Consider the following 19854-nt stretch of genomic DNA (forward strand, 5'->3'; position numbering starts at 1 on the left):
GGAGCCGACGGAGCGGGGGCCGCCGCCCCCGAGGCCGCGGCCCCCGCTCCGTCGGCTCCCGCCCCGGCCGCCGCCGCGCCTGCGCCCGCTGCCGCCGCGCCCACCGCCTCCCCGGAGCCCACCGACTCCAACCCCGGCTACGTCACCCCGCTCGTGCGCAAGCTCGCGGGCGAGAACGGTATCGACCTCTCCACCCTCACGGGAACCGGAGTCGGCGGCCGCATCCGCAAGCAGGACGTCCTCGACGCGGTCGAGGCCGCCAAGTCGGCTCCGGCCGCCCCGGTCTCGGCGCCCGCCGCCGCAGCCGCCAAGGCCGCGCGCACCCCGCTCGAGACGTCGCCCCTCCGCGGCACCACGCAGCCGATGTCGCGCCTGCGCAAGGTCCTCGCGCAGCGCGCCGTCGAGTCGATGCAGACGAGCGCCCAGCTCACCTCAGTCATCGAGGTCGACGTCACGGCGGTCGCCCGCTTCCGCGACTCGGTCAAGAAGAGCTTCCAGGAGAAGACCGGCGCCAAGCTGTCCTTCCTCCCGTTCTTCGCCCTCGCGGCGGCGGAGGCGCTCAAGGCCTACCCGGTGATCAACTCGACCCTCGACGGGGAGTCGATCGTCTACCCGGACCACGAGAACATCAGCATCGCCGTCGACACCGAGCGCGGCCTGCTGACCCCGGTCCTCAAGAACGCGTCCGAGCTGAACCTCGCGCAGATCGCCTCCACCATCGGGGACCTGGCCGAGCGCACCCGCAACAACAAGCTGAAGCCCGACGAGCTCGCCGGCGGCACCTTCACGCTGACCAACACCGGTTCGCGCGGGGCCCTGTTCGACACTCCCGTCGTGTTCCTGCCGCAGACCGCGATCCTCGGCACCGGCATCGTCACCAAGAAGCCGGCCGTCGTGCAGGTGGACGGTGCTGACGCCATCGCGATCCGCTCGACCGTCTTCCTCGCGCTCTCGTACGACCACCGCACGGTCGACGGAGCCGACGCGGCGCGCTTCCTGGTCGCGATCAAGGAGCGTCTCGAGGAGGGCTCGTTCGAGAACGACCTCGGCATCTGAGACGCTCCCCCTGAGCGCGCCTCTCACGAGGCCGCTCCGGTGTAGACGTCGCGGATGAGCCAGCCGGCCTCCGTCCTGATGATCAGGACGGAGGCCGCTGTCGTCCCCGGGGCCGTCCGGAGGTGCACGACCGCCGATGCCCCGTTCACGTCGACGAGGACGGCCGACGCCTCCCCCGTCGCCGGGACAGCGGAGGCGGGGCCGTCCGCTGCGTCGCCGAGCGGCGAGTCCGCCGTGACCAGACCGCGGGCGCACTCCCGGTCCCCGCACGCGCGCACCGCGTCGATCAGCACCTCCGCCGCCTGCTCGGCGTCGAGTGAGGTCGCCGCGACCGGAGCCGGCGGTGCCGCGGTCGCCACCGCCGGCGGAGCCGACCGAGCCGGAACGGGCGCGGCTGCGGTCGACGCCTCCGCATCCTGCACCTGCCGATCGGGCCCGCCCGCGAGCGAACCGGCGAGCACCGCTCCCAGCACGATCGCCGTCCCGACGGAGAGCGGTCCCCGACGCCGGACGACGAACGCCCGGAGGCGGTCCTGCCAGCCGTCGAGCGGATGGACCCGCCTGTGCCGGGCAGCCGGAGCGGGCACCGCCTCCCGACCCCGTGCATCCGCGCCGGACGTCGGCAGCGCCCGCACCGCCTCGCCTATCCCCTGCGGATCAGCGAGTCCGTAGAGGTTGCCCTCCAGCGCCAGCAGGTCGCGGTGCCGCGCGAGGGCGGCGACCGGCAGCTCCGGGCAGAGCATTCCGAGGCGCTCCAGGACCCGCTGCAGCGCGTCGCGCGCCGCACGCGGGGTGTGGACGGCGGGCGTCGTCAGCAGCACCAGCGGCCGACCCTCCTCCGTCAGGCCGATGTCGTCCGTCGTCGGAGCCAGCCATGCTCCCTCGAGCGCGGCCGACCGGACCGCGCCCACCACGGGGGCGAGGAGGGTGACCGCGGCGCCGAGTGCGATCCCCCGCTCGACCCGCAGGAACCTCTCGAGTGTGGCGACGACGGGAGGGGCGGTCGAGACGATGCGCCTCCTCGGAGACGACTCCACCCTGACGATGCGTTCGCGGTGGCGGTGCTCGGCGAGCCGAGCCACCGCCGACACCTGTAGCGCCTCGGCCTCCCGCGGCCGCATCGTCCGCTCGGCCGGCGGTGCGGCATTCGGCGCAGGCGTCCGCCGCCTCCCCGTCCGCACTCCGCCGATCCTCCGGCCCTGGACCGTCCCGCTGCTCGTCATGAGGCGAGCCTGACCGCAGGTCGGGGCGGAGGACACCCGTCGATCCCGATCGGTGGACGGATCGGCGCACGTGCCCTCTGTGGAGGAGTCGGATCCGCGTCCGGGGTCCGCCGCCGCGCTCCCGCTCGGTATCCTTGACGTCATGGCACGCAGCACGGAACCGTCGACGAAGGCGGTCAAGGAACCCGGACGTCTCAAGCAGATGTGGCAGGTGTTCCAGATGACCCGCCGCTACGACAGCAGCGCCGTCTGGATCATCCTCCTCGCGCTCCTGCTCCCGATCCTGCTCGGCGTGCTCCTCGGCATCCTGCTCGGCAACGGCAACGGCTTCGTGATCGCGCTGTGGATCATCGTGGGCGTGATGGCCGGCCTGGTCGCCGGACTCGCCGTGCTCTCGCGTCGCGCCGAGCGCGCCGCCTACGGGCAGATCGCCGGGCAGCCCGGCGCGGTCGGCGCCGTCCTGCGAAGCGGACTGCGCGGCACCTGGACCGGCGGCGAGATGCCCGTCGCCGTCAACGGTAAGACCCAGGACGCCGTCTACCGCGCCGTCGGCCGCGGAGGCGTCGTGCTGATCGCGGAGGGCCCCGCCTCCCGGACCAAGCGCATGCTCGAGGACGAGCGGCGCAAGGTGTCGCGGATCCTGCCGAACGTCCCCGTCACCTTCGTGCACGTCGGCTCCGACGCCGATGCGACTCCGCTGCACAAGGTGCCGAGCCGCCTCTCGAAGACGAAGAAGGTCCTCACCAAGGCCGAGGTCCTCGCGGTGAAGAACCGGCTCTCCTCGCTCAACACGTCGCTGCCCATCCCGAAGGGCGTCGACCCCTTCAAGGTGCGCCCTCAGCGATCGCGCTGACGCACGACGCGACAGGCCGGTCGGGATCTCTCCCGGCCGGCCTGTCGCGTCTGCGGCGCGAGTCAGTAGCGGACGAGAACCGTCCCGGCCACCTTGTCGTGGAAGCCGCGCTGGTCCGAGTCCCAGACGAGCGCCGGCACCAGCACGGCCAGCAGCACAGAGCGCACGATCGGGCGCCACACGCCGACCCAGCCCCCGCCGAGACGGATGACGCGCATCCCGAGCAGGCGGTGCCCGATGCTGCCGCCGATGGTGGGGATGAAGACGACCTGCAGCAGGACGAACAGCAGCAGGCTCGCCCAGCGGTCGTAGTCGAAGAACGCGAGCGACAGCAGAGCGGCGACGGCGAAGTCGACGGCCAGGGCGGCGATGCGGCGGCCGGACCGTCCGACCGAGAGGCGGCCCTCTCGGGGGAGGCCGAGACGCTCCCCCGGGTACGAGCTCGGGGCGGCGTCGGCGAAGGTCCTGCGGTCGGCGGCTGGCATCCTCCGATCCTATCCGCGGCGTCTCGGAGCGGACCGAGGAGCGGGTGGTCCGGCAGACGACGTGGAGCCCGACCCCGGACCGGCCCCGTAACATGTCGGAAACAACAGGGACACGGTGGGGAAACCCTCCGTCACTACCCTGGAACGGCTGCGCTCTGCAGCACCCCGTCACGCCATTGGAGACCTTTGCATGTTTAAAGATTCTTCCGAGGTGCTCTCGTTCATCAAGGACACGGACGTCAAGTTCCTCGACATCCGGTTCACCGATCTCCCCGGTGTCCAGCAGCACTTCAACATCCCCGCCTCGACTGTCGATGAGGAGTTCTTCTCCGTCGGTCAGCTCTTCGACGGGTCCTCGATCCGCGGATTCGCGAACATCCACGAATCGGACATGCAGCTGATCCCTGACGTGACCACCGCCTACGTGGACCCGTTCCGCGTCGAGCGCACGCTGATCCTCGTCTTCGACATCTACAACCCGCGCAACGGCGAGATCTACTCCAAGGACCCGCGTCAGGTCGCGAAGAAGGCCGAGAAGTACCTCGCGTCGACCGGCATCGCCGACACCGCGTTCTTCGCCCCCGAGGCGGAGTTCTACATCTTCGACGACGTCCGCTACGAGATCACGCAGAACTCCGCGTTCCACTCCGTCGACTCGGTCGAGGGCGCCTGGAACTCGGGACGCGTCGAGGAGGGCGGCAACCTCGGCAACAAGACGCCCTACAAGGGCGGCTACTTCCCGGTGAGCCCCGTCGACAAGCAGGCCGACCTCCGCGACGACATCTGCCTCAAGCTGATCGACGCCGGCCTCATCCTCGAGCGCTCGCACCACGAGGTGGGCACCGGCGGCCAGGCCGAGATCAACTACCGCTTCGACACGATGGTCCACGCGGCGGACGACATCCTGAAGTTCAAGTACATCGTCAAGAACACGGCCGAGCAGTGGGGCAAGACCGCCACGTTCATGCCGAAGCCGCTCTTCGGCGACAACGGCTCGGGCATGCACACCCACCAGTCGCTGTGGAACGACGGCACGCCGCTCTTCTACGACGAGAACGGCTACGGCGGTCTCTCGGACCTCGCGCGCTGGTACATCGGCGGACTGCTCAAGCACGCCCCCGCCGTCCTCGCGTTCACGAACCCGACGGTCAACTCGTACCACCGCCTGATCCCGGGCTTCGAGGCGCCGGTCAACCTGGTCTACTCGGCCGGCAACCGCTCCGCGTCCATCCGCATCCCGATCACGGGCACGAACCCGAAGGCCAAGCGCATCGAGTTCCGTGCGCCCGACGCCTCCGGCAACCCGTACCTCGCGTTCGCCGCCCAGCTGATGGCGGGCCTCGACGGCATCAAGAACCGCATCGAGCCGCACGAGCCGGTCGACAAGGACCTCTACGAGCTGCCCCCCGAGGAGGCGAAGCTCATCCCGCAGGTCCCCGCGACCCTGGGCGAGGCGCTCGACGCCCTCGAGGCCGACCACGACTTCCTCCTCCAGGGCGGCGTGTTCACTCAGGAGCTCATCGACACCTGGATCGAGTACAAGCGCGAGAAGGAGATCAAGCCCCTCGCGCAGCGTCCTCACCCGTTCGAGTTCGAGCTGTACTACGGGGTCTGATCCCGCAGCACTGCCGAAGGGCCGTTCCTCCTCGGAGGGGCGGTCCTTCGCCGTCCGCGGCGCGCGGGCGTCAGCGGTAGGAGGGAGCGTCTCCCGCGGCCGGCCCGTAGAACAGGCGCTCGAAGACCGCGCGGGAGCGGCGGGTCACGCCGAGGTAGTCGTCCTCGAGTGCCGTCGCGGACCCGGCCGGATACTCGAGCAGGCGCGCGACGCCCTCGAGCTGCCGGCGGTCGGTCGGGAGGACGTCGCTGGTGCGGTTGCCCCAGAGCGTGGTGCCCGAGCGGACACGGGACGCGAGGATCCACGCGGCGCGCAGCCGATCCGCGTCCTGCGGGCCGATCATGCCCTCCTCCTCCGCGACCGCGAGGGCGGTGAGGGTCGAGGTCGTCCGGAGCGCCGGGGTCCGCCGCGCGTGCTGCAGCTGGAGGAGCTGCACCAGCCACTCGACGTCGCTCAGCGATCCGCGGCCGAGCTTGAGGTGACGGCGCGGGTCGGCGCCCTGCGGCAGACGCTCGCTCTCGACCCGTGCCTTGATCCGCTTCACCTCGCGGATGTCACGGTCGGAGACCGCTCCCGGGTAGCGGACCCCGTCGGCCAGCTCCTCGAAGTCCTCGATGAGCGCCTGGTCCCCCGCTACTCCCCGCGCCCGGAGCAGCGCCTGCGCCTCCCACGTCAGCGACCAGCGGGCGTAGTAGGCGCGGTAGGAGTCGAGGGAGCGCACGAGGGGCCCGTTCTTGCCCTCGGGCCGCAGGTCGGCGTCGAGGTCGAGTGGCAGGCGGGAGTCCTCCGTGAGCCGGACCAGCTCGGCGACGACGAACTGCGAGTAGAGCTGGGCCTGGTGCGGCTCGGCGGTGCCGGGTCGCTGGACGTACATCACGTCGGCGTCGGAGCCGAACCCCAGCTCCGCCCCTCCGTACCGGCCCATGCCGATGATCGCGAACTCCGCGTCGGCGCCGGGCCGGGCCGCACTGCCGCGCCGGATGGCGGCGAGCACGCCGCCCAGCAGTGCGCTGATGATGTCGGTGAGGCTGGTCGCGATCTCCTCGATCGAGCTGAGGCCGAGCACGCCACCCATGGCGGTCCGCAGCACCTCGCGCCGGCGCATCGAGCGGAGGACCGAGGCGACCGCGTCGGGCGTCTCGTGCCGGGCGAGCACGGCGCGCACCTCCTCGGCGAGCTGGGCGGCGCTGCGGGGGCGGAGGGCGTCGTCGTCCTCGAGCCAGGCCGCCGACTCCGGGATGCGGTCGAGCAGCTCGCCGACGAAGCGCGATCCGGAGAGCACCGTGGTGAGCCGCTTGGCGGCTCCGGACGAGTCGCGCAGCATCCGGAGGAACCAGGGCGTCCCGCCCAGTGCGTCGCTGAGGCGCCGGAACGCGAGCAGGCCGTAGTCGGGGTCCGGTCCGTCGGCGAACCACTGCAGCATCACCGGCACGAGGTGGCGCTGGATGCTCGCGCGGCGCGAGACGCCCGAGGTCATCGCGGCGATGTGACCGAGCGCCCCGCGGGCGTCTGCGAAGCCGATGGCGGCGAGGCGCGCCTCCGCCTGGCCGGTGGACAGCTCGGCACCGCCGTCGGAGAGCGCGGCGACCGCGGAGAGCAGCGGACGGTAGAACAGGCGCTCGTGCAGGCCCCGGACGCGGTGCTTGATCCCGTTCCAGACGCTCAGCAGCTCCTCCGCCGTGCGGGCGAGCCCGCTGGAGCGGGCGAGGGTCCGCAGCTCGTGCTCGTCCCGCGGCATCAGGTGCGTACGCCGAAGGCGCCGCAGCTGGAGGCGGTGCTCGAGCAGCCGGAGTGCCCGGTAGTCCTGCGCGAACTCCTCGGCGGCGGAGCGGCCGATGTACCCGCGGTCGGCGAGGGCGCCCAGGGCGAGGAGAGTCCCGGGCATGCGGATCTCGTCGTCGGTCTGCCCGTGGACGAGCTGAAGCAGCTGCACCGTGAACTCGATGTCGCGCAGGCCGCCGGGCCCGAGCTTGATCTGGTAGTGGACGTCGTTCTGCGGGATGTTCTCGGTGACCCGCTCCCGCATCCGCTGCACCGACTCGACGAAGTTCTCGCGGGAGGCGCTCGACCAGACCTTGGGCGCGACCGCGTCGACGTACGCCCGCCCCAGCTCCTGGTCGCCGGCGAGCGGACGCGCCTTGAGCAGCGCCTGGAACTCCCAGCTCTTCGCCCACCGGTCGTAGTAGGTGATGTGCGACTCGAGGGTGCGCACGAGCGCGCCCTGCTTGCCCTCCGGGCGCAGGTTCGGGTCGACCTCCCAGAGCTCCGGCTCCATCGCCAGCGCAGAGGTCCCGCGCATGAGGAGCACGGCGAGCCGGGTGGCGACGTCGATCGCACGGGCGTTCGTCAGCTCCTTCTCCGGGTCGCCCTCGGCGACGAAAATCACGTCGACGTCGCTGACGTAGTTGAGCTCGGACGCTCCCGCCTTGCCCATGCCGATGACGGCGAAGCGGGTGGCGGCGACCTCGTCCCGGCCGAAGCGGCCTGGGCCCGTGCCCTCGACCAGCTCGGTCCGCGCCACGGCGAGGGACGCCTCCAGCGCGGCTCCGGCGAGGTCGGCCAGCGCCCTCGTCACCCGGTCGATCGCCGCGACGGGGTCGGCTTGGCTCAGATCGTGGACGACGATCCTGGTGAGGAGGCGGCGGTACCGGACGCGCAGCGCCGTCCAGCCCGCCTCCTCCCGGAGCGACGAGAAGCCGTCGACGGCGCCGACCGACTCGAGCAGCTCGGCCTTCATCCCGGCGCGCCCGGGGAGCGTGCGCACCGGCTCGAGCACGCTGGCCAGCTCGTCGGGCCGGCGCTGGAGGAAGTCGGCGAGGCCGGAGGAGGCCCCCACCACCAGAAGCAGCCGGGTCAGTGCCTCGTCGTCGGCGAGGACCGCGTCCATGCGGTCGCGGTGCCGCCGCAGCAGGTCGATCAGAGCGAGCAGCGCCTCGTCCGGGTCCGCCACCCGGGCGAAGGAGGGCAGCACCGACTCGAGCTGCCGCCCGGCCAGCTCCTCCGCCTCGGCCAGCCGTGCCCCGGTCTCGCCGAGCGCGGCGAAGCCGAGGCGTGCGACATCGCGGAGGGAGCGTTCGCGGGGCATGGCCGAGGCGTCAGAGCATCTCGAGGTTGCTGCGCAGCTCGTACGGCGTGACCTGGGCGCGGTACTCGGCCCAGTCCTTCCGCTTGTTGAGCAGCACGAAGTTGAACACCTGCTCGCCCAGCGTCTCGGCCACGAGCTCGGACTCCTCCATCAGCGAGATGGCGCGGTCGAGGCTGGCGGGCAGGGCGCCGTAGCCGAGCGCCCGGCGCTCCGCGTCCGAGAGAGCCCACACGTTGTCCTCGGCCTCGGCCGGGAGCTCGTAGCCCTCTTCGATGCCCTTGAGCCCGGCCGCCAGGAGCAGCGAGTACGCCAGGTAGGGGTTCGCCGCGGAGTCCAGCGCCCGGTACTCGATGCGCGAGGACTGCCCCTTGTTCGGCTTGTAGAGCGGGACGCGCACGAGGGCGGACCGGTTGTTGTGGCCCCACGAGACGTAGCTGGGCGCCTCGTCGCCGCCCCAGAGCCGCTTGTAGGAGTTGACGAACTGGTTCGTCACGGCGGTGATCTCGGGGGCGTGCTTGAGCAGGCCCGCGATGAACTGGCGGCCGAGCTTCGAGAGCTGGTACTGGGCGCCCTGCTCGTAGAACACGTTCACGTCGCCCTCGAAGAGCGAGAGATGCGTGTGCATGCCCGAGCCGGGGTGCCCGGAGAGCGGCTTCGGCATGAACGTCGCGTAGACGCCCTGCTCGATCGCCACCTCCTTGATCACGGTGCGGAAGGTCATGATGTTGTCGGCCGTCGTCAGCGCGTCCGCGTAGCGGAGGTCGATCTCGTTCTGGCCGGGGCCCGCCTCGTGGTGGCTGAACTCGACCGAGATGCCCAGATCCTCCAGCATGCGCACGGAGCGGCGGCGGAAGTCGTGCGCCGTGCCTCCGGGGACGTTGTCGAAGTACCCGGCGGAGTCGACCGGTTCCGGACCCTCGGCGCCGAAGGACGACGACTTGAGGAGGTAGAACTCGATCTCGGGGTGCGTGTAGAAGGTGAACCCGCGCTCGGCCGCCTTCGCCAGCGTGCGCTTGAGCACATTGCGCGGGTCGGCGACGGCGGGCTGGCCGTCCGGCGTGGTGATGTCGCAGAACATCCGCGCCGTCGGGTCGATCTCTCCGCGCCACGGGAGGATCTGGAAGGTCGACGGGTCCGGATGCGCGAGGACGTCGGCCTCGAAGGAGCGGGTGAGGCCCTCGATGGCGGAGCCGTCGAAGCCGAGCCCCTCCGCGAACGCGCCCTCCACCTCGGCCGGCGCGATCGCGACCGACTTCAGCGTGCCGACGACGTCGGTGAACCAGAGGCGAACGAATTTGATCCCTCGCTCTTCAATGGTGCGAAGAACGAAGTCCCGTTGCTTGTCCATCCAGACCCCTCCTGTTTCGACCCTCAGGCTACTGCCTCCGACCGGGGCCCGCGGGGCGCCCGAGGCGCGCCGTAGACTGGCGCCCATGTCAGCGCAGCCCGTGAAACGCGTTCGAACCCGCCACTTCCAGAACGCGAAGGACTCCGGTGTCCGCATCACCGGGCTGACCAGCTACGACCAGCTGACGGCGAAGATCTTCGACGACGCCGGGATCGACTTCCTCCTCGTGGGCGACTCCGCCGGCAACACGGTGCTCGGCTACGACACCACTCTGCCCGTCACCGTCGACGAGCTCATCCCGCTGGCGCGTGCCGTCGCCGGAGCCGTCGAGCGCGCCTTCGTCGTCGCCGACATGCCCTTCGGCTCCTACGAGTCGGGTGCCGACGACGCGCTGCACACGGCGTTCCGCTTCATGAAGGAGACGCACGCGCACGCGGTGAAGCTCGAGGGCGGGGTCCGCTCCGCCGAGCAGATCCGGCGCATCGTCGAGGCGGGCGTCCCCGTGATGGCGCACATCGGCTTCACGCCCCAGAGCGAGCACGGGCTCGGCGGCCACATGGTCCAGGGGCGCGGCGAGGGCATCGAGCAGCTGCTCGCCGACGCACGAGCCGTCCAGGAGGCCGGGGCGTTCGCCGTCGTCCTCGAGATGGTGCCCGCGGACGCGGCACGTCAGGTGACGGAGGAGCTGCGCATCCCGACGATCGGAGTCGGAGCGGGACCGCACGTCGACGGACAGCTGCTCGTGTGGACGGACTTCGCCGGATTCACCACCGGCCGCATCCCCCGCTTCGTGAAGCAGTACGCGGATCTGCGCGGCGTGCTCACCGGAGCGGTCACCGCGTACCGGGACGACGTGGAGTCCGGCGCCTACCCCGGCGCCGAGCACAGCTACGAGTAGCCGGAGTCCGGCGCCTACCCCGGCGCCGAGCACAGCTACGAGTAGCCGCGGTCAGCGGTCCTCGGCGGCGTCCTCCTCGGCCCACTTGCGGCTGTTCTCGTGCAGCCGCTCGAGGGCGTGCTCCGCCTCCTCGCGAGAGGAGAAGGGTCCCACCCGGTCGACGGAGGGGGACACGAATCCCTGCTCCACCGTGCCGGCCTTGAGGTTGTACCACCAGGAGTTCGCGTCGCCGTCAGCCATGCCGCGATCCTACGCCGCAGCCCGCGTCGGTCCGCACCCCCGCCCTTCGCTAGCATGGCCGCTATGACTGCTGCGGCGACCGCCATCGGGATCGACATCGGGGGAACGGGCATCAAGGGGGCCTCGGTGGACCTGGCCGCGGGCACCCTGCTCAGCGACCGGATGAAGCTCGCCACTCCCCCGGGAGGCACGCCGAAGGACATCGTCGCCACCGTCCAGCAGATCCTCGAGAAGATCCCGGACCTGCCCTCGGACACCCCGGTCGGCATCTGCTTCCCCGCCGTCGTCGTCCACGGACGGACGATGTCGGCGGCGAACGTGTCGGACGAGTGGATCGGCCTCGAGGCCGAGAAGCTCTTCGAGGACGCGATCGGCAGGAACATCTTCTTCGTCAACGACGCCGACGCGGCGGGCTACGCCGAGTCGCGCTTCGGAGCGGCGAAGGACAAGAAGGGCCTGGTCATCATGACCACCCTCGGCACCGGCATCGGGACGGCGCAGATCCACGACGGGATCCTCATTCCCAACGCCGAGCTCGGCCACCTCGAGATCCACGGCGGCGACTACGAGAAGAAGGCCTCGTTCGCCGCCAAGGAGCGCGACGACCTCGACTACAAGCACTGGGCGAAGCGCCTGCAGCGCTACTACTCCCACCTCGAGGCGCTGCTCTGGCCCGATCTCTTCATCGTCGGCGGCGGCATCTCCAAGCACCACGACGAGTTCCTCCCGCTGCTCGACCTGCGCACCCCGATCATCCCGGCGGCGCTCCGCAACAACGCCGGCATCCTCGGCGCGGCCGCGCTCGCAGGGCGGGGCTGAGTCTTTTTCCTCGGCGGTCCCCGCCCGCCGAGGCGCGGTCGGCCTCGGGAGGTGACGCGTTCCGGGGAGCGGGGTGCGGACGGCTACGGCGAAACGCTGGCACGCGTTTCGCCGGTTCGCCTGGTGAGTGGCGCCACGGCGGACGGACGTGATCAGACTTTCAGGGTTCAGTGGTCGCGGTGAGCCAGGACGGGGGCGGGGGCACCTGGTCCTCGGCGGCGATCCGCAGCGGCGTCTCAGGACCGTCCTCCAGGATCGGCGCCTGCCGGACGTCGTGATGCACCGCTTCGTCCGCAGGAGGCAGCGCGAGAGATGGCATGCGCCAGTCTCAACGAGTGGCGGCGCAAGGATGTATCGAGACCCGGGAACCGCCACGGCAGGCCGTCGCGCTGCCTGCGGGCGGGAGCGCGAGCTCGGCGACCGGCGGAGACGCGAGATGCCCCGCCGGGGCGGGGCATCTCGTGGCGAAGGGGTCGGCTGATACGCCGGGTTCTGTTCACGCCGCGCCTCTCGGCGGGCGCTGGACGGCCATCTCTCTCGGAGCCACGTCGCCGTGACCCTCCAGCGGTCTACCCGAGGACCCGACGAGCAGCCGCATCGTCCTCTGTCTGACCTTGCTCCGGGCGAGGTTTACCGAGCGGACCGGATCACTCCGGCCCCTGGTGGTCTCTTACACCACCGTTTCACCCTTACCGCCGGCCGGAGCCGACGGCGGTCTGTTCTCTGTGGCACTGTCTCGCGGGTCGCCCCGGGTGGGTGTTGCCCACCGCCCTGCTCTGCGGAGCCCGGACGTTCCTCGGCACCACGGCTCTCGCCGCGGTGACGCGACCGTCTTGCCGGCCCGTTCGCCCGTCCAGTGTACGGCTCAGGCGAGGGTGGACTCCTCGCCGCGCACCAGGATGCAGCCGCTGTCGGGGCAGAGGACGACCTCGTCGGGAGCGGAGGCGCGGATCCAGGAGAGGTCCGACTCGGTGAGGGCCACGCCGCTCCCCTCCGACACCTTCCCGCGGAGGAGGGCCGCGCCGACTCCGTAGCGGGCGCGCTGCTTCTCGTACAGCTCGACCAGGTCCTCCGGAAGGGTCGTCACCAGGTCCGCCCGGTCCCGGACGAGCGCCTCCTGCTTGTCGCGGAGCTTCTCGGCCTGGGCGTCGCGCTCCTCGGCGAGGGTCCCGAGCGAGGCGACGACCTCGTCGCGCTCGGCCTGAGCCGCGGCGACCTCGGACTCGATGCCCTCGATCCGCTCCATCAGGGTCAGCTCGATGTCCTCGAGGTCTCCCCGTCGCTTCACGAGGGAGGTGATCTCGCTCTCGAGCGCGGCGATGTCCTTGGCCGCGGATGCGGTCTGCAGGCGGTCGCGATCGCGGATGAGCCGCTTCTCGACCACGCTGACGTCGGACTCGATGCGCCCGAGCTCGGTGCGCACGTCCTCGAGGCGCCCTGTGCGCTCGGCGAGGGAGCGGCGGGTCTCGTTGTCGCGGGCCTGCATCGCCTGGATCCGCGCGATCTGCGGGAGCGTCGCGAGGGCGTGGCGCAGCTGCGCGCCCCTCGTGTCCAGACTCGCCAGAGTCAGGAGTTCGCGCTGGTGTGCGGGGCTGGCTTTCACGTGGCGGTCCTCGTTCCCGGCGCGCAGTACGGGCGCGCCGCGTCCATTCTCCCGTGCCCGCGGCGGGTCAGTGCACGATCGCGAAATCCCACGGGTCGGTGCGGGTCTCGCTCACCTCGACGGTGACCGTGGGCAGGGCCTCCCGCAGCGCGGTCGCGGCGACGTCGAGCCACAGCCACTCGCTCGCCCAGTGCGAGACGTCGATGAGGGCGGGGCCGGTGCCGTGCAGGGCCTTCTCGCGCGCCTCGGACGCCGGGTGGTGCCGGAGGTCGGCGGTGATGAAGACGTCGCTCGTGCGGACGGCGGGGGCGTCCAGGAGCGAGTCCCCCGCTCCCCCGCAGAGCGACACGCGGCGCACGGGCGTCTCGTAGGCGCCCGCGGCCCGCACTCCCCCCGCGGTGGCCGGCAGGAGCTCGGCCACGGCTCCGGCCAGGCGTCCGAGCGTCACCTCCTCGGGCAGGTCCCCCACTCGGCCGAGCCCGACCGACGGGTCGGCGCCCGGGACGAGCGGAGTCGCGCCGGTCAGGCCGAGGCGGGTGGCGATCACGTCCGAGACCCCGTCCGCGACGATGTCGGCGTTCGTGTGGGCCGAGATCAGTGCGCAGCCGCCCCGGATGAGGTCCGCGAGCAGGCGGCCCTTGTAGCCGTCCTCGGCGATCGAGGTGACGCCGCGCAGCAGCAGCGGGTGGTGCGCGACCAGGAGCTGGTATCCGCCGTCGACGGCCTCCGCGACGGTGTCGGAGACCACGTCGACCGTGAGCAGGATCCGCTCCACCGCGGCGTCGGGGTCGCCGGTGACCAGGCCGGGCGCGTCCCAGCTCTCGGCGGCCGCCTCCGGCCAGAGACGGTCGATGACGGCATGGACGTCGCGCAGTGAGGGCATGCGTCCAGGGTAGGGCCGCTCAGCGCGGGTGGTCGGTCTCCACGGCGCGGATCGCGGCGTCTGCGTCGGCCGCCGCGTCGAGGTCGGCTCGCAGGTGGTCGTCCGACTCCGGCACGCGGACGGTGATGCCGCTGTACCGCTCGATCTCGATCAGGCCCGCGACTCCGGAGGCGGCGAGCACGTGGCCGCCGATCCCGCCGGTGGTGTCGACGACGTGCGTGTGCAGGCCGGCGACGCTGATCCCCTGGAACGGCTGCGGGCCGACGAAGCCCAGCAGCGTGCCCTCGACGCCGGTCAGCCGGACCTCGTGCTGGTCACGCATCGCGTCCGCCGGGCGGCGGTAGGGCTCCGCCCGCGCGATCGGCCGGCGCAGGGTCGGGGTCTCCGCCCGCGCGCGCAGGCGGACGCCGACGAAGACGTCCGGGCCGGGCACGAGCGAGCGCACTGCGGCCAGTCTGCCGAGCGGCGCGATCGGGAGCCGTCGCGACGCACGGTCGGTGGTCCGTGCTTGCCTGGGGACCATGAACGAGTACCTCCCCTGGGCCGTCGCGGCCGCCCTGCTCCTGGCCCTCCTCATCACGGTCGTCGCCGGCCGCCGACGGCGCACTGCGGCGAGAGCGGCGGCGGAGCAGGCCGCGGAGGAGGCCTCGGAGGAGCACCAGCGCACGATCGCCGAGCGCGACCGGAGCCACGAGGCGGCGCTCAAGGCATTGACGCGCGCGCGCGACGCCGAGCGCGACCTCAGTCGGACCGAGCTCGAGACGGCGCAGGAGGAGGTCGAGCAGACCCGTGACGCGCTCGCCAGGACCTGGAGCAGCGAGGCCGTCTCGCACACTCTGATCCGGGAGGCGTGCGCCTCGGCGGGGCTGTCCGGCGTCCTCGCCACGAACGTCGTCTTCGTACCGGTCGACGCGCGCACGACGCGCCGCTTCCTCGCGCAGATCGACCATCTGCTGCTCACCCGGCACGGCGCGCTCATCATCGAGGCCAAGTACTGGCAGGGGGTCGTCTTCGACGGCGTGCGACCCGGTACTGTCCACCCCTCCTACGGCGTCCTCCTCGACGAGGACGCCCTGCCCGAGGCCTTCGCGGTTCAGATCGCACCGGGGACGGTGTCGCGGTGGACGGTGCGCACGCATGTCGAGCAGCACGTCCCCGCCCGGCAGGTCCGGATCCAGGCCGCGCGGCTCAAGGAGCACCTGGCCCTGAACGGTCTGCCCACGCCGTGGTTCGAGACGGCCGTGCTCTACAGCCACCCCGACGTCAGGACGTACGCGCCCGGATGGGAGGGCACGGGAGCGGCACGGACGAGGATCCTGACGGGAGTCGACGAGCTGACGGACGCTCTGGCCGATCTCGCACGGCGCCCGGGCACCACGATCGGGGAGGACGCCTGGGGCGAGCTCTCCGGATTCCTCGCCGGATGCGGCGGCCATGTAGAGCCGGTCGGGCCGACCCGTGCGTGACCAGCAGGGGGACCCGGTGGCCGGACGGGCACGGTCCTGGCTGGCCTGACCGGCCTGAGCCGGACAGGACGGCGCCGGACAGGACGACGCCAGACCCTGTAACGCCGGGAACGACGAAGGTCCGCACTCTCGGAGGAGTGCGGACCTTTTCGGTGGATCCGAGGGGATTCGAACCCCTGACCCCCTGCATGCCATGCAGGTGCGCTACCAGCTGCGCCACGGACCCATGTTCTGTTCTGTCTTGCTTCGTGCTGTCCTGCGCTGTCTCCGCCCGGCGGAAGCAACTCGAATAAACTACAACACGATTCGCGTGAAGTGAAATCGAGCGCTGTCGCCGGGCGTGTTCGTCAGTTCGAGGACGTCGACGAGTCGACGGCGACAGGCTGCTCGAGGGTGAACGGCACCGTTGGGCAGTCCTTCCAGAGGCGCTCGAGCGAGTAGTACATGCGGTCCTCCTCGTGGAAGACGTGCACGACGAGGTCGCCGAAGTCGAGGAGGATCCAGCGGCCCTCCGCACGGCCCTCGCGGCGCAGCAGCTTGGCGCCGGAGTCGTTCAGGCGGTCCTCCACCTCGTTCGCGATCGCGACCACGTTGCGCTCGGAGCGGCCGGTGGCGAGGAGGAAGATGTCGACCAGCGGCAGCGGCCCCGAGACGTCGAGGGCGACGAGGTCCTCACCGCCCTTGGAGTCGGCGGCGGTGGCCGCGAGCTGGAGCAGGGCGCGGGCGGAATCGGTCGCAGTCATGAAGCCTTCAGTGTCGGTGGTGGAGATCAGAAGATGTTGAGCACGAAGCCGCCGATGAACAGCGCGATCGCGCCGACCAGCAGGACGGCCGCGGTGATCGCGAGGACCACCGGGACGCTCACGCCGGCGCGCTTCTGCGGCGCGATCATCGAGGTGCCGGCGGCGTGGGTGGAGACGGCGCTGGACGCCCGGACCGGCTCGGACTCGCCGACGGGCTGCTCGCGGTCGATGCGGTCGACGTAGCGGTCCACATCGGGCGAGTCGTAGAGGTTCGGGTGCTGGCCCGTGGAGCCGAGGCTGCGCGGGAGGTCGAACGAGCCGGTGACGAGGATCTCCCCCGTGTCCGTGCCGACTGTCGCGCCGGGGCCCGTGGTCGGCAGGATCAGCGCGTTGGTGGTGGTGACGGCACCGGTGGCGGCGACTCCGCTCGCGATGAGGGAGTCGAACGAGGCGTCCACCTCCTCCTTCGACTTGCTGTCGAGTTCCTCGGTGATGGCGAGGTGCTCGATCGGCGGCTCGAAGCTCCCGGTGATCTCGGTGGCCTTCTCGTCGGCGATGTCGAGGGATCCGCCCACCGACGCGAAGAGCGCGGTGTTCAGGTGCGGCTGCTCGGGCTGCTCGCCGGCCGTCGGCTGCTCGTCGTCCGCGTCCCGCTCGTCGGAGGCGTCCGCGGACGGCGTCTCGTCGTCGGAGGAGGAGCTCTCGATCTCGGCCTCGTGCACCTCGGCCGCGTCGGCGTCCGCGGTCGCATCGGTGGCGGACTCGTCCGCCTCCTCCTCGGACGCCTCGGGGGCGTCCTCGGTGACGACGTCCTCGTCGCCCTCCGGCTCCTGCTCCGCTGCGCCCTCGGGCACCGGCTCCGCATCACGGGACTCGTCGGCCGCCTCGATCACGGGGACCGCCCCGGTCGGCGGGAGCGCCGAGGCGCGCTCGAGGGCGCCCTCGACGTCGTCGGAGCGCTCGTCGTCGGACCGCTCCTCGTCGGCGGGCGGCTCCGCCTCCGGTGCGGCGGCGACCTTCTCCGCCTGCTGCTGCGCCAGCAGTGCGCGCAGCTCCCGACGGGTCAGCTGGCGGCCCGTGGCGTTCTCGGTGGCGACGATCTCCATCGAGGAGGTGCGCAGGTCGGGCTCGCTCGCGGGGCTCGGCTCGACGGGGGTGATCCGCAGGGCCTGGGTGGGGGTCAGCACCGGCATGTCGCCGGCGGTGGTGGCGGTCGCGGTGGCAGCTCGGCGGGACGTCGTCGGAACGGCGGCGGTCGTGGCCGCACCGGCCTCGCGCCTCTCGCGCTCGCGGATCTCGCGCCGGGTGAGCGGCTTCTCCTCGGGCTGAACTGTCATGACGTGCTCCGATACAGGTGGTGCTTCGAGATGTACTGGACGACACCGTCGGGAACCAGGTACCAGACCGGATGACCCCGGTTGACGCGGCTCCGACAGTCGGTCGAGGAGATCGCCAGTGCCGGAATCTCCAACAAGGATACGTCCTGGGCCGGCAATCCCGAAACGTTGAGGACGTGCCCCGGCCGGCTGACGGCGACGAAGTGGGCCAGCTCCCACAGCTCGTCGTAGTCCTTCCAGCTCAGGATCTGAGCGACCGCGTCCGCGCCGGTGATGAAGAACAGCTCGGCGTCGGGGTGCGCGGCGTGGATGTCGCGCAGGGTGTCGATCGTGTAGGTCGTGCCGATCCGGTCCACGTCGACGCGGCTGACGGTGAAGCGCGGGTTCGACGCCGTAGCGATCACCGTCATCAGGTACCGGTGCTCGGCGGAGGTCACCGTCTTCTTGTGCCACGGCTGGCCGGTGGGCACGAAGACGACCTCGTCCAGGTCGAACGACTGGGCCACCTCGGAGGCGGCGACCAGGTGACCGTGGTGGATCGGGTCGAAGGTGCCGCCCATCACGCCGATGCGCGGACGCCGCGGGCCTCCGCTCGCGGCGGACGTCACGATCGCTGGGCTCCCCGCCTAGTGTCCGTGACCGTGCTGGTCGTGGGAGCCGGCGCCGGTCTTGTGCGAGTGGCGGTTCGCCACGTCGCGGTAGCTCCAGGTGACGAAGCCGAGGGCCGTGAAGGCGACGGCGGCGATCAGGCCGAAGACGATCGGGGGGAACGGCAGCTCCGTGTGGGCCGCTGCTTCGGCGAGGACGGTCGTCGCGAGGGACATGCAGTGCTCCTTGGAGGTCGTGGTCGCCCCGGCGGGGCTCCGACGAGTCTACCCGGACGCCGCTCGACGCCGGATCGCCGGTCCGGGCGCTAGGCGCGGACCTGTCCCGCGCCGCGCAGCAGCCACTTCGTGCTGGTCAGCTCGGGAAGACCCATGGGGCCCCGAGCGTGCAGCTTCTGCGTCGAGATGCCGACCTCGGCGCCGAACCCGAACTCCCCGCCGTCGGTGAAGCGGGTGGAGGCGTTGACCATCACGACCGCGGAGTCGACCTCGGCGAGGAAGCGCTCGGCGCTCCGGAGGTCGTTCGTCACGATCGACTCGGTGTGGTGGGTGGAGTACCGGTCGATGTGGGCCATCGCGGCGTCGAGGTCGTCGACGATCGCGACGGCGACGTCGAGCGAGTAGTACTCCGCGGACCAGTCCTCATCGGTGGCGGGCACCGCGTCGGGCCAGAGCGCCGCGACGCGCTCGTCGCCGTGCACGGTCACTCCCGCTTCCGCGAGCCGGCCGAGGACGGGCGGGAGGAGGCGCTCGGCGGCGTCGCGGTGGACGAGGAGGGTCTCGAGGGCGTTGCAGGTGCTCGGACGCTGCACCTTGGCGTTGTGGACGATGTCCACGGCCCACTGCTCGTCGGCACTGGCGTCGAGGAAGACGTGGACGACTCCGGCGCCCGTCTCGATCACGGGGACCGTCGACTCCGTCACGACCGACTCGATGAGGCCCGCGCTCCCCCGCGGCACCAGGACGTCGACGTAGCCGCGCGCTCGCATGAGGGCCTTCGCGCCCTCGCGGCCGTGGTCGTCGACCGTCTGCACCAGCTCGGCGGGCAGGCCGACGCAGGCGACGGCCTCCTGCAGCAGCTCCACCAGGACGCGGTTCGTGTTCTCCGCGGCCGTGCCTCCGCGCAGGATCACGGCGTTCCCGCTCTTGAGGGCGAGCGCCGCGATGTCGATGGTGACGTTCGGGCGCGCCTCGTAGATCGCTCCGACCACGCCGAACGGGACCCGCACCTGGGTGAGGGAGGCGCCGTTGGGCAGGTTCGATCCCCGCACCGTCTGCCCGACCGGATCGGTGAGCCCGACGACCGCGACGACGGCGTCGGCGAGGGACCCCAGGCGCGCCGCATCGAGGCGGAGGCGGTCCTGCAGGCCCGCGCTCATGCCGATCTCGCGACCCCGCTGGAGGTCGAGCTCGTTCGCCGGGACGACGCGCTCGGCGCTCGAGCGCACCGCGTCGGCGATGGCGAGCAGAGCCCGGTTCTTGAGGTCGGTGGTCGCACTGCGGAGGGAGCGCGACGCGACGCGGGAGGCGGCGAACCGCTCGGTCAGCGCACTGCTGTCGGGGGTCGTCTGCGGCATCCGGCCAGTGTAGAGGCA

At 71.6% G+C, this 19854-nt stretch carries 20 protein-coding genes, 1 tRNA gene and 1 other RNA gene; 6 read left to right on the top strand and 16 right to left on the bottom strand.

Annotation, left to right across the window (positions count from 1 at the left end; translation table 11 throughout):
• On the top strand, positions 1-1056 hold a 1056-nt coding region (gene sucB / locus C5C29_RS12850; protein WP_104308454.1), incomplete at its 5' end, for a 2-oxoglutarate dehydrogenase, E2 component, dihydrolipoamide succinyltransferase.
• Positions 1057-1079: 23 nt separating this feature from the next.
• Here sucB and C5C29_RS12855 read toward each other — a convergent pair.
• Positions 1080-2147: a hypothetical protein gene (locus tag C5C29_RS12855; RefSeq protein WP_104223666.1), complete on the bottom strand. Its 1068-nt coding sequence runs from the start codon at positions 2145-2147 to the stop codon at positions 1080-1082.
• Positions 2148-2421: 274 nt separating this feature from the next.
• On the opposite strand from C5C29_RS12855, the gene C5C29_RS12860 reads away from it, so the two are divergent.
• Positions 2422-3132, top strand: a complete 711-nt coding sequence (locus C5C29_RS12860) for a DUF4191 domain-containing protein (RefSeq protein ID WP_104223728.1) — start codon at positions 2422-2424, stop codon at positions 3130-3132.
• 62 nt (positions 3133-3194) lie between these two features.
• Here the strand turns inward: C5C29_RS12860 and C5C29_RS12865 are convergent, their stop codons facing one another.
• Positions 3195-3617: an RDD family protein gene (locus tag C5C29_RS12865; protein WP_104223667.1), complete on the bottom strand. Its 423-nt coding sequence runs from the start codon at positions 3615-3617 to the stop codon at positions 3195-3197.
• Positions 3618-3807: 190 nt separating this feature from the next.
• Between C5C29_RS12865 and glnA the strand changes: the two genes are divergently transcribed.
• Positions 3808-5232 (top strand): type I glutamate--ammonia ligase, encoded by a 1425-nt coding sequence (gene glnA, locus C5C29_RS12870; RefSeq protein WP_104223668.1) that lies wholly within the window; start codon positions 3808-3810, stop codon positions 5230-5232.
• 70 nt (positions 5233-5302) lie between these two features.
• Here the strand turns inward: glnA and C5C29_RS12875 are convergent, their stop codons facing one another.
• Together C5C29_RS12875 and C5C29_RS12880 are read right to left on the bottom strand one after the other, a co-directional pair.
• Positions 5303-8317 (bottom strand): bifunctional [glutamine synthetase] adenylyltransferase/[glutamine synthetase]-adenylyl-L-tyrosine phosphorylase, encoded by a 3015-nt coding sequence (locus C5C29_RS12875; protein ID WP_104223669.1) that lies wholly within the window; start codon positions 8315-8317, stop codon positions 5303-5305.
• 10 nt (positions 8318-8327) lie between these two features.
• Positions 8328-9665 (bottom strand): glutamine synthetase family protein, encoded by a 1338-nt coding sequence (locus tag C5C29_RS12880; protein WP_068253236.1) that lies wholly within the window; start codon positions 9663-9665, stop codon positions 8328-8330.
• 85 nt (positions 9666-9750) lie between these two features.
• On the opposite strand from C5C29_RS12880, the gene panB reads away from it, so the two are divergent.
• Positions 9751-10563, top strand: a complete 813-nt coding sequence (panB, locus tag C5C29_RS12885; protein ID WP_104223670.1) for a 3-methyl-2-oxobutanoate hydroxymethyltransferase — start codon at positions 9751-9753, stop codon at positions 10561-10563.
• Positions 10564-10614: 51 nt separating this feature from the next.
• On the opposite strand, the gene C5C29_RS12890 is transcribed toward panB, so the two are convergent.
• Positions 10615-10803: an SPOR domain-containing protein gene (locus C5C29_RS12890; protein ID WP_104223671.1), complete on the bottom strand. Its 189-nt coding sequence runs from the start codon at positions 10801-10803 to the stop codon at positions 10615-10617.
• A gap of 63 nt (positions 10804-10866) precedes the next feature.
• Here C5C29_RS12890 and ppgK point away from each other — a divergent pair, with 63 nt between their 5' ends.
• Positions 10867-11622 carry a polyphosphate--glucose phosphotransferase gene (ppgK, locus tag C5C29_RS12895; protein WP_104223672.1) on the top strand — a complete coding sequence of 252 codons (756 nt, stop codon included), beginning with the start codon at positions 10867-10869 and terminating at the stop codon, positions 11620-11622.
• Between the two features lie 160 nt (positions 11623-11782).
• Here ppgK and C5C29_RS17195 read toward each other — a convergent pair whose 3' ends face one another.
• The 5 genes from C5C29_RS17195 to C5C29_RS17200 form a co-directional block, all read right to left on the bottom strand.
• Entirely contained in the window at positions 11783-11941 is a 159-nt protein-coding gene (locus tag C5C29_RS17195) for a hypothetical protein (protein ID WP_181074941.1), read from the bottom strand.
• A gap of 146 nt (positions 11942-12087) precedes the next feature.
• Positions 12088-12466, bottom strand: an RNA gene (gene rnpB, locus C5C29_RS12900) — RNase P RNA component class A.
• A 21-nt stretch (positions 12467-12487) separates the two neighbouring features.
• Entirely contained in the window at positions 12488-13225 is a 738-nt protein-coding gene (locus C5C29_RS12905; protein WP_104223673.1) for a zinc ribbon domain-containing protein, read from the bottom strand.
• 67 nt (positions 13226-13292) lie between these two features.
• Positions 13293-14108: a Nif3-like dinuclear metal center hexameric protein gene (locus tag C5C29_RS12910; protein WP_104223674.1), complete on the bottom strand. Its 816-nt coding sequence runs from the start codon at positions 14106-14108 to the stop codon at positions 13293-13295.
• A 19-nt stretch (positions 14109-14127) separates the two neighbouring features.
• Positions 14128-14553, bottom strand: a complete 426-nt coding sequence (locus C5C29_RS17200; protein ID WP_181074942.1) for an acetolactate decarboxylase — start codon at positions 14551-14553, stop codon at positions 14128-14130.
• Between the two features lie 76 nt (positions 14554-14629).
• Here C5C29_RS17200 and C5C29_RS12920 point away from each other — a divergent pair, with 76 nt between their 5' ends.
• Positions 14630-15574, top strand: a complete 945-nt coding sequence (locus C5C29_RS12920) for a nuclease-related domain-containing protein (RefSeq protein WP_104223675.1) — start codon at positions 14630-14632, stop codon at positions 15572-15574.
• 153 nt (positions 15575-15727) lie between these two features.
• Here C5C29_RS12920 and C5C29_RS12925 read toward each other — a convergent pair.
• From C5C29_RS12925 to C5C29_RS12950, 6 genes are all read right to left on the bottom strand, one after another.
• A tRNA-Ala gene (locus tag C5C29_RS12925) sits at positions 15728-15800 on the bottom strand.
• 121 nt (positions 15801-15921) lie between these two features.
• Positions 15922-16317, bottom strand: a complete 396-nt coding sequence (gene rsfS / locus C5C29_RS12930; protein ID WP_104223676.1) for a ribosome silencing factor — start codon at positions 16315-16317, stop codon at positions 15922-15924.
• 26 nt (positions 16318-16343) lie between these two features.
• Positions 16344-17654: a hypothetical protein gene (locus C5C29_RS12935; RefSeq protein WP_104223677.1), complete on the bottom strand. Its 1311-nt coding sequence runs from the start codon at positions 17652-17654 to the stop codon at positions 16344-16346.
• Positions 17651-18262, bottom strand: coding sequence for a nicotinate-nucleotide adenylyltransferase (gene nadD, locus C5C29_RS12940; protein ID WP_104223678.1), 612 nt, complete (start codon positions 18260-18262; stop codon positions 17651-17653). The genes C5C29_RS12935 and nadD overlap by 4 nt, the downstream gene beginning before the upstream one ends.
• A gap of 18 nt (positions 18263-18280) precedes the next feature.
• On the bottom strand, positions 18281-18478 hold the full coding sequence (locus C5C29_RS12945; RefSeq protein ID WP_104223679.1) for a hypothetical protein: 198 nt from the start codon (positions 18476-18478) through the stop codon (positions 18281-18283).
• An 89-nt stretch (positions 18479-18567) separates the two neighbouring features.
• On the bottom strand, positions 18568-19836 hold the full coding sequence (locus C5C29_RS12950; protein WP_104223680.1) for a glutamate-5-semialdehyde dehydrogenase: 1269 nt from the start codon (positions 19834-19836) through the stop codon (positions 18568-18570).
• Positions 19837-19854: the final 18 nt, after the last annotated feature.

The sequence above is a fragment of the Rathayibacter sp. AY1H2 genome, from assembly GCF_002931985.1.
In the GTDB taxonomy this organism is placed as follows: Bacteria; Actinomycetota; Actinomycetes; order Actinomycetales; family Microbacteriaceae; genus Rathayibacter.

Bases quoted from the DNA above. Each gene is read 5' to 3' on its own strand.
- C5C29_RS12860 (WP_104223728.1), top strand. From the start codon at position 2,422: ATGGCACGCAGCACGGAACCGTCGACGAAGGCGGTCAAGGAACCCGGA.
- C5C29_RS12865 (WP_104223667.1), bottom strand. From the start codon at position 3,617: ATGCCAGCCGCCGACCGCAGGACCTTCGCCGACGCCGCCCCGAGCTCG.
- glnA (WP_104223668.1), top strand. From the start codon at position 3,808: ATGTTTAAAGATTCTTCCGAGGTGCTCTCGTTCATCAAGGACACGGAC.
- C5C29_RS12875 (WP_104223669.1), bottom strand. From the start codon at position 8,317: ATGCCCCGCGAACGCTCCCTCCGCGATGTCGCACGCCTCGGCTTCGCC.
- C5C29_RS12880 (WP_068253236.1), bottom strand. From the start codon at position 9,665: ATGGACAAGCAACGGGACTTCGTTCTTCGCACCATTGAAGAGCGAGGG.
- panB (WP_104223670.1), top strand. From the start codon at position 9,751: ATGTCAGCGCAGCCCGTGAAACGCGTTCGAACCCGCCACTTCCAGAAC.
- C5C29_RS12890 (WP_104223671.1), bottom strand. From the start codon at position 10,803: ATGGCTGACGGCGACGCGAACTCCTGGTGGTACAACCTCAAGGCCGGC.
- ppgK (WP_104223672.1), top strand. From the start codon at position 10,867: ATGACTGCTGCGGCGACCGCCATCGGGATCGACATCGGGGGAACGGGC.
- C5C29_RS17195 (WP_181074941.1), bottom strand. From the start codon at position 11,941: ATGCCATCTCTCGCGCTGCCTCCTGCGGACGAAGCGGTGCATCACGAC.
- C5C29_RS12910 (WP_104223674.1), bottom strand. From the start codon at position 14,108: ATGCCCTCACTGCGCGACGTCCATGCCGTCATCGACCGTCTCTGGCCG.
- C5C29_RS12920 (WP_104223675.1), top strand. From the start codon at position 14,630: ATGAACGAGTACCTCCCCTGGGCCGTCGCGGCCGCCCTGCTCCTGGCC.
- rsfS (WP_104223676.1), bottom strand. From the start codon at position 16,317: ATGACTGCGACCGATTCCGCCCGCGCCCTGCTCCAGCTCGCGGCCACC.
- C5C29_RS12935 (WP_104223677.1), bottom strand. From the start codon at position 17,654: ATGACAGTTCAGCCCGAGGAGAAGCCGCTCACCCGGCGCGAGATCCGC.
- C5C29_RS12945 (WP_104223679.1), bottom strand. From the start codon at position 18,478: ATGTCCCTCGCGACGACCGTCCTCGCCGAAGCAGCGGCCCACACGGAG.
- C5C29_RS12950 (WP_104223680.1), bottom strand. From the start codon at position 19,836: ATGCCGCAGACGACCCCCGACAGCAGTGCGCTGACCGAGCGGTTCGCC.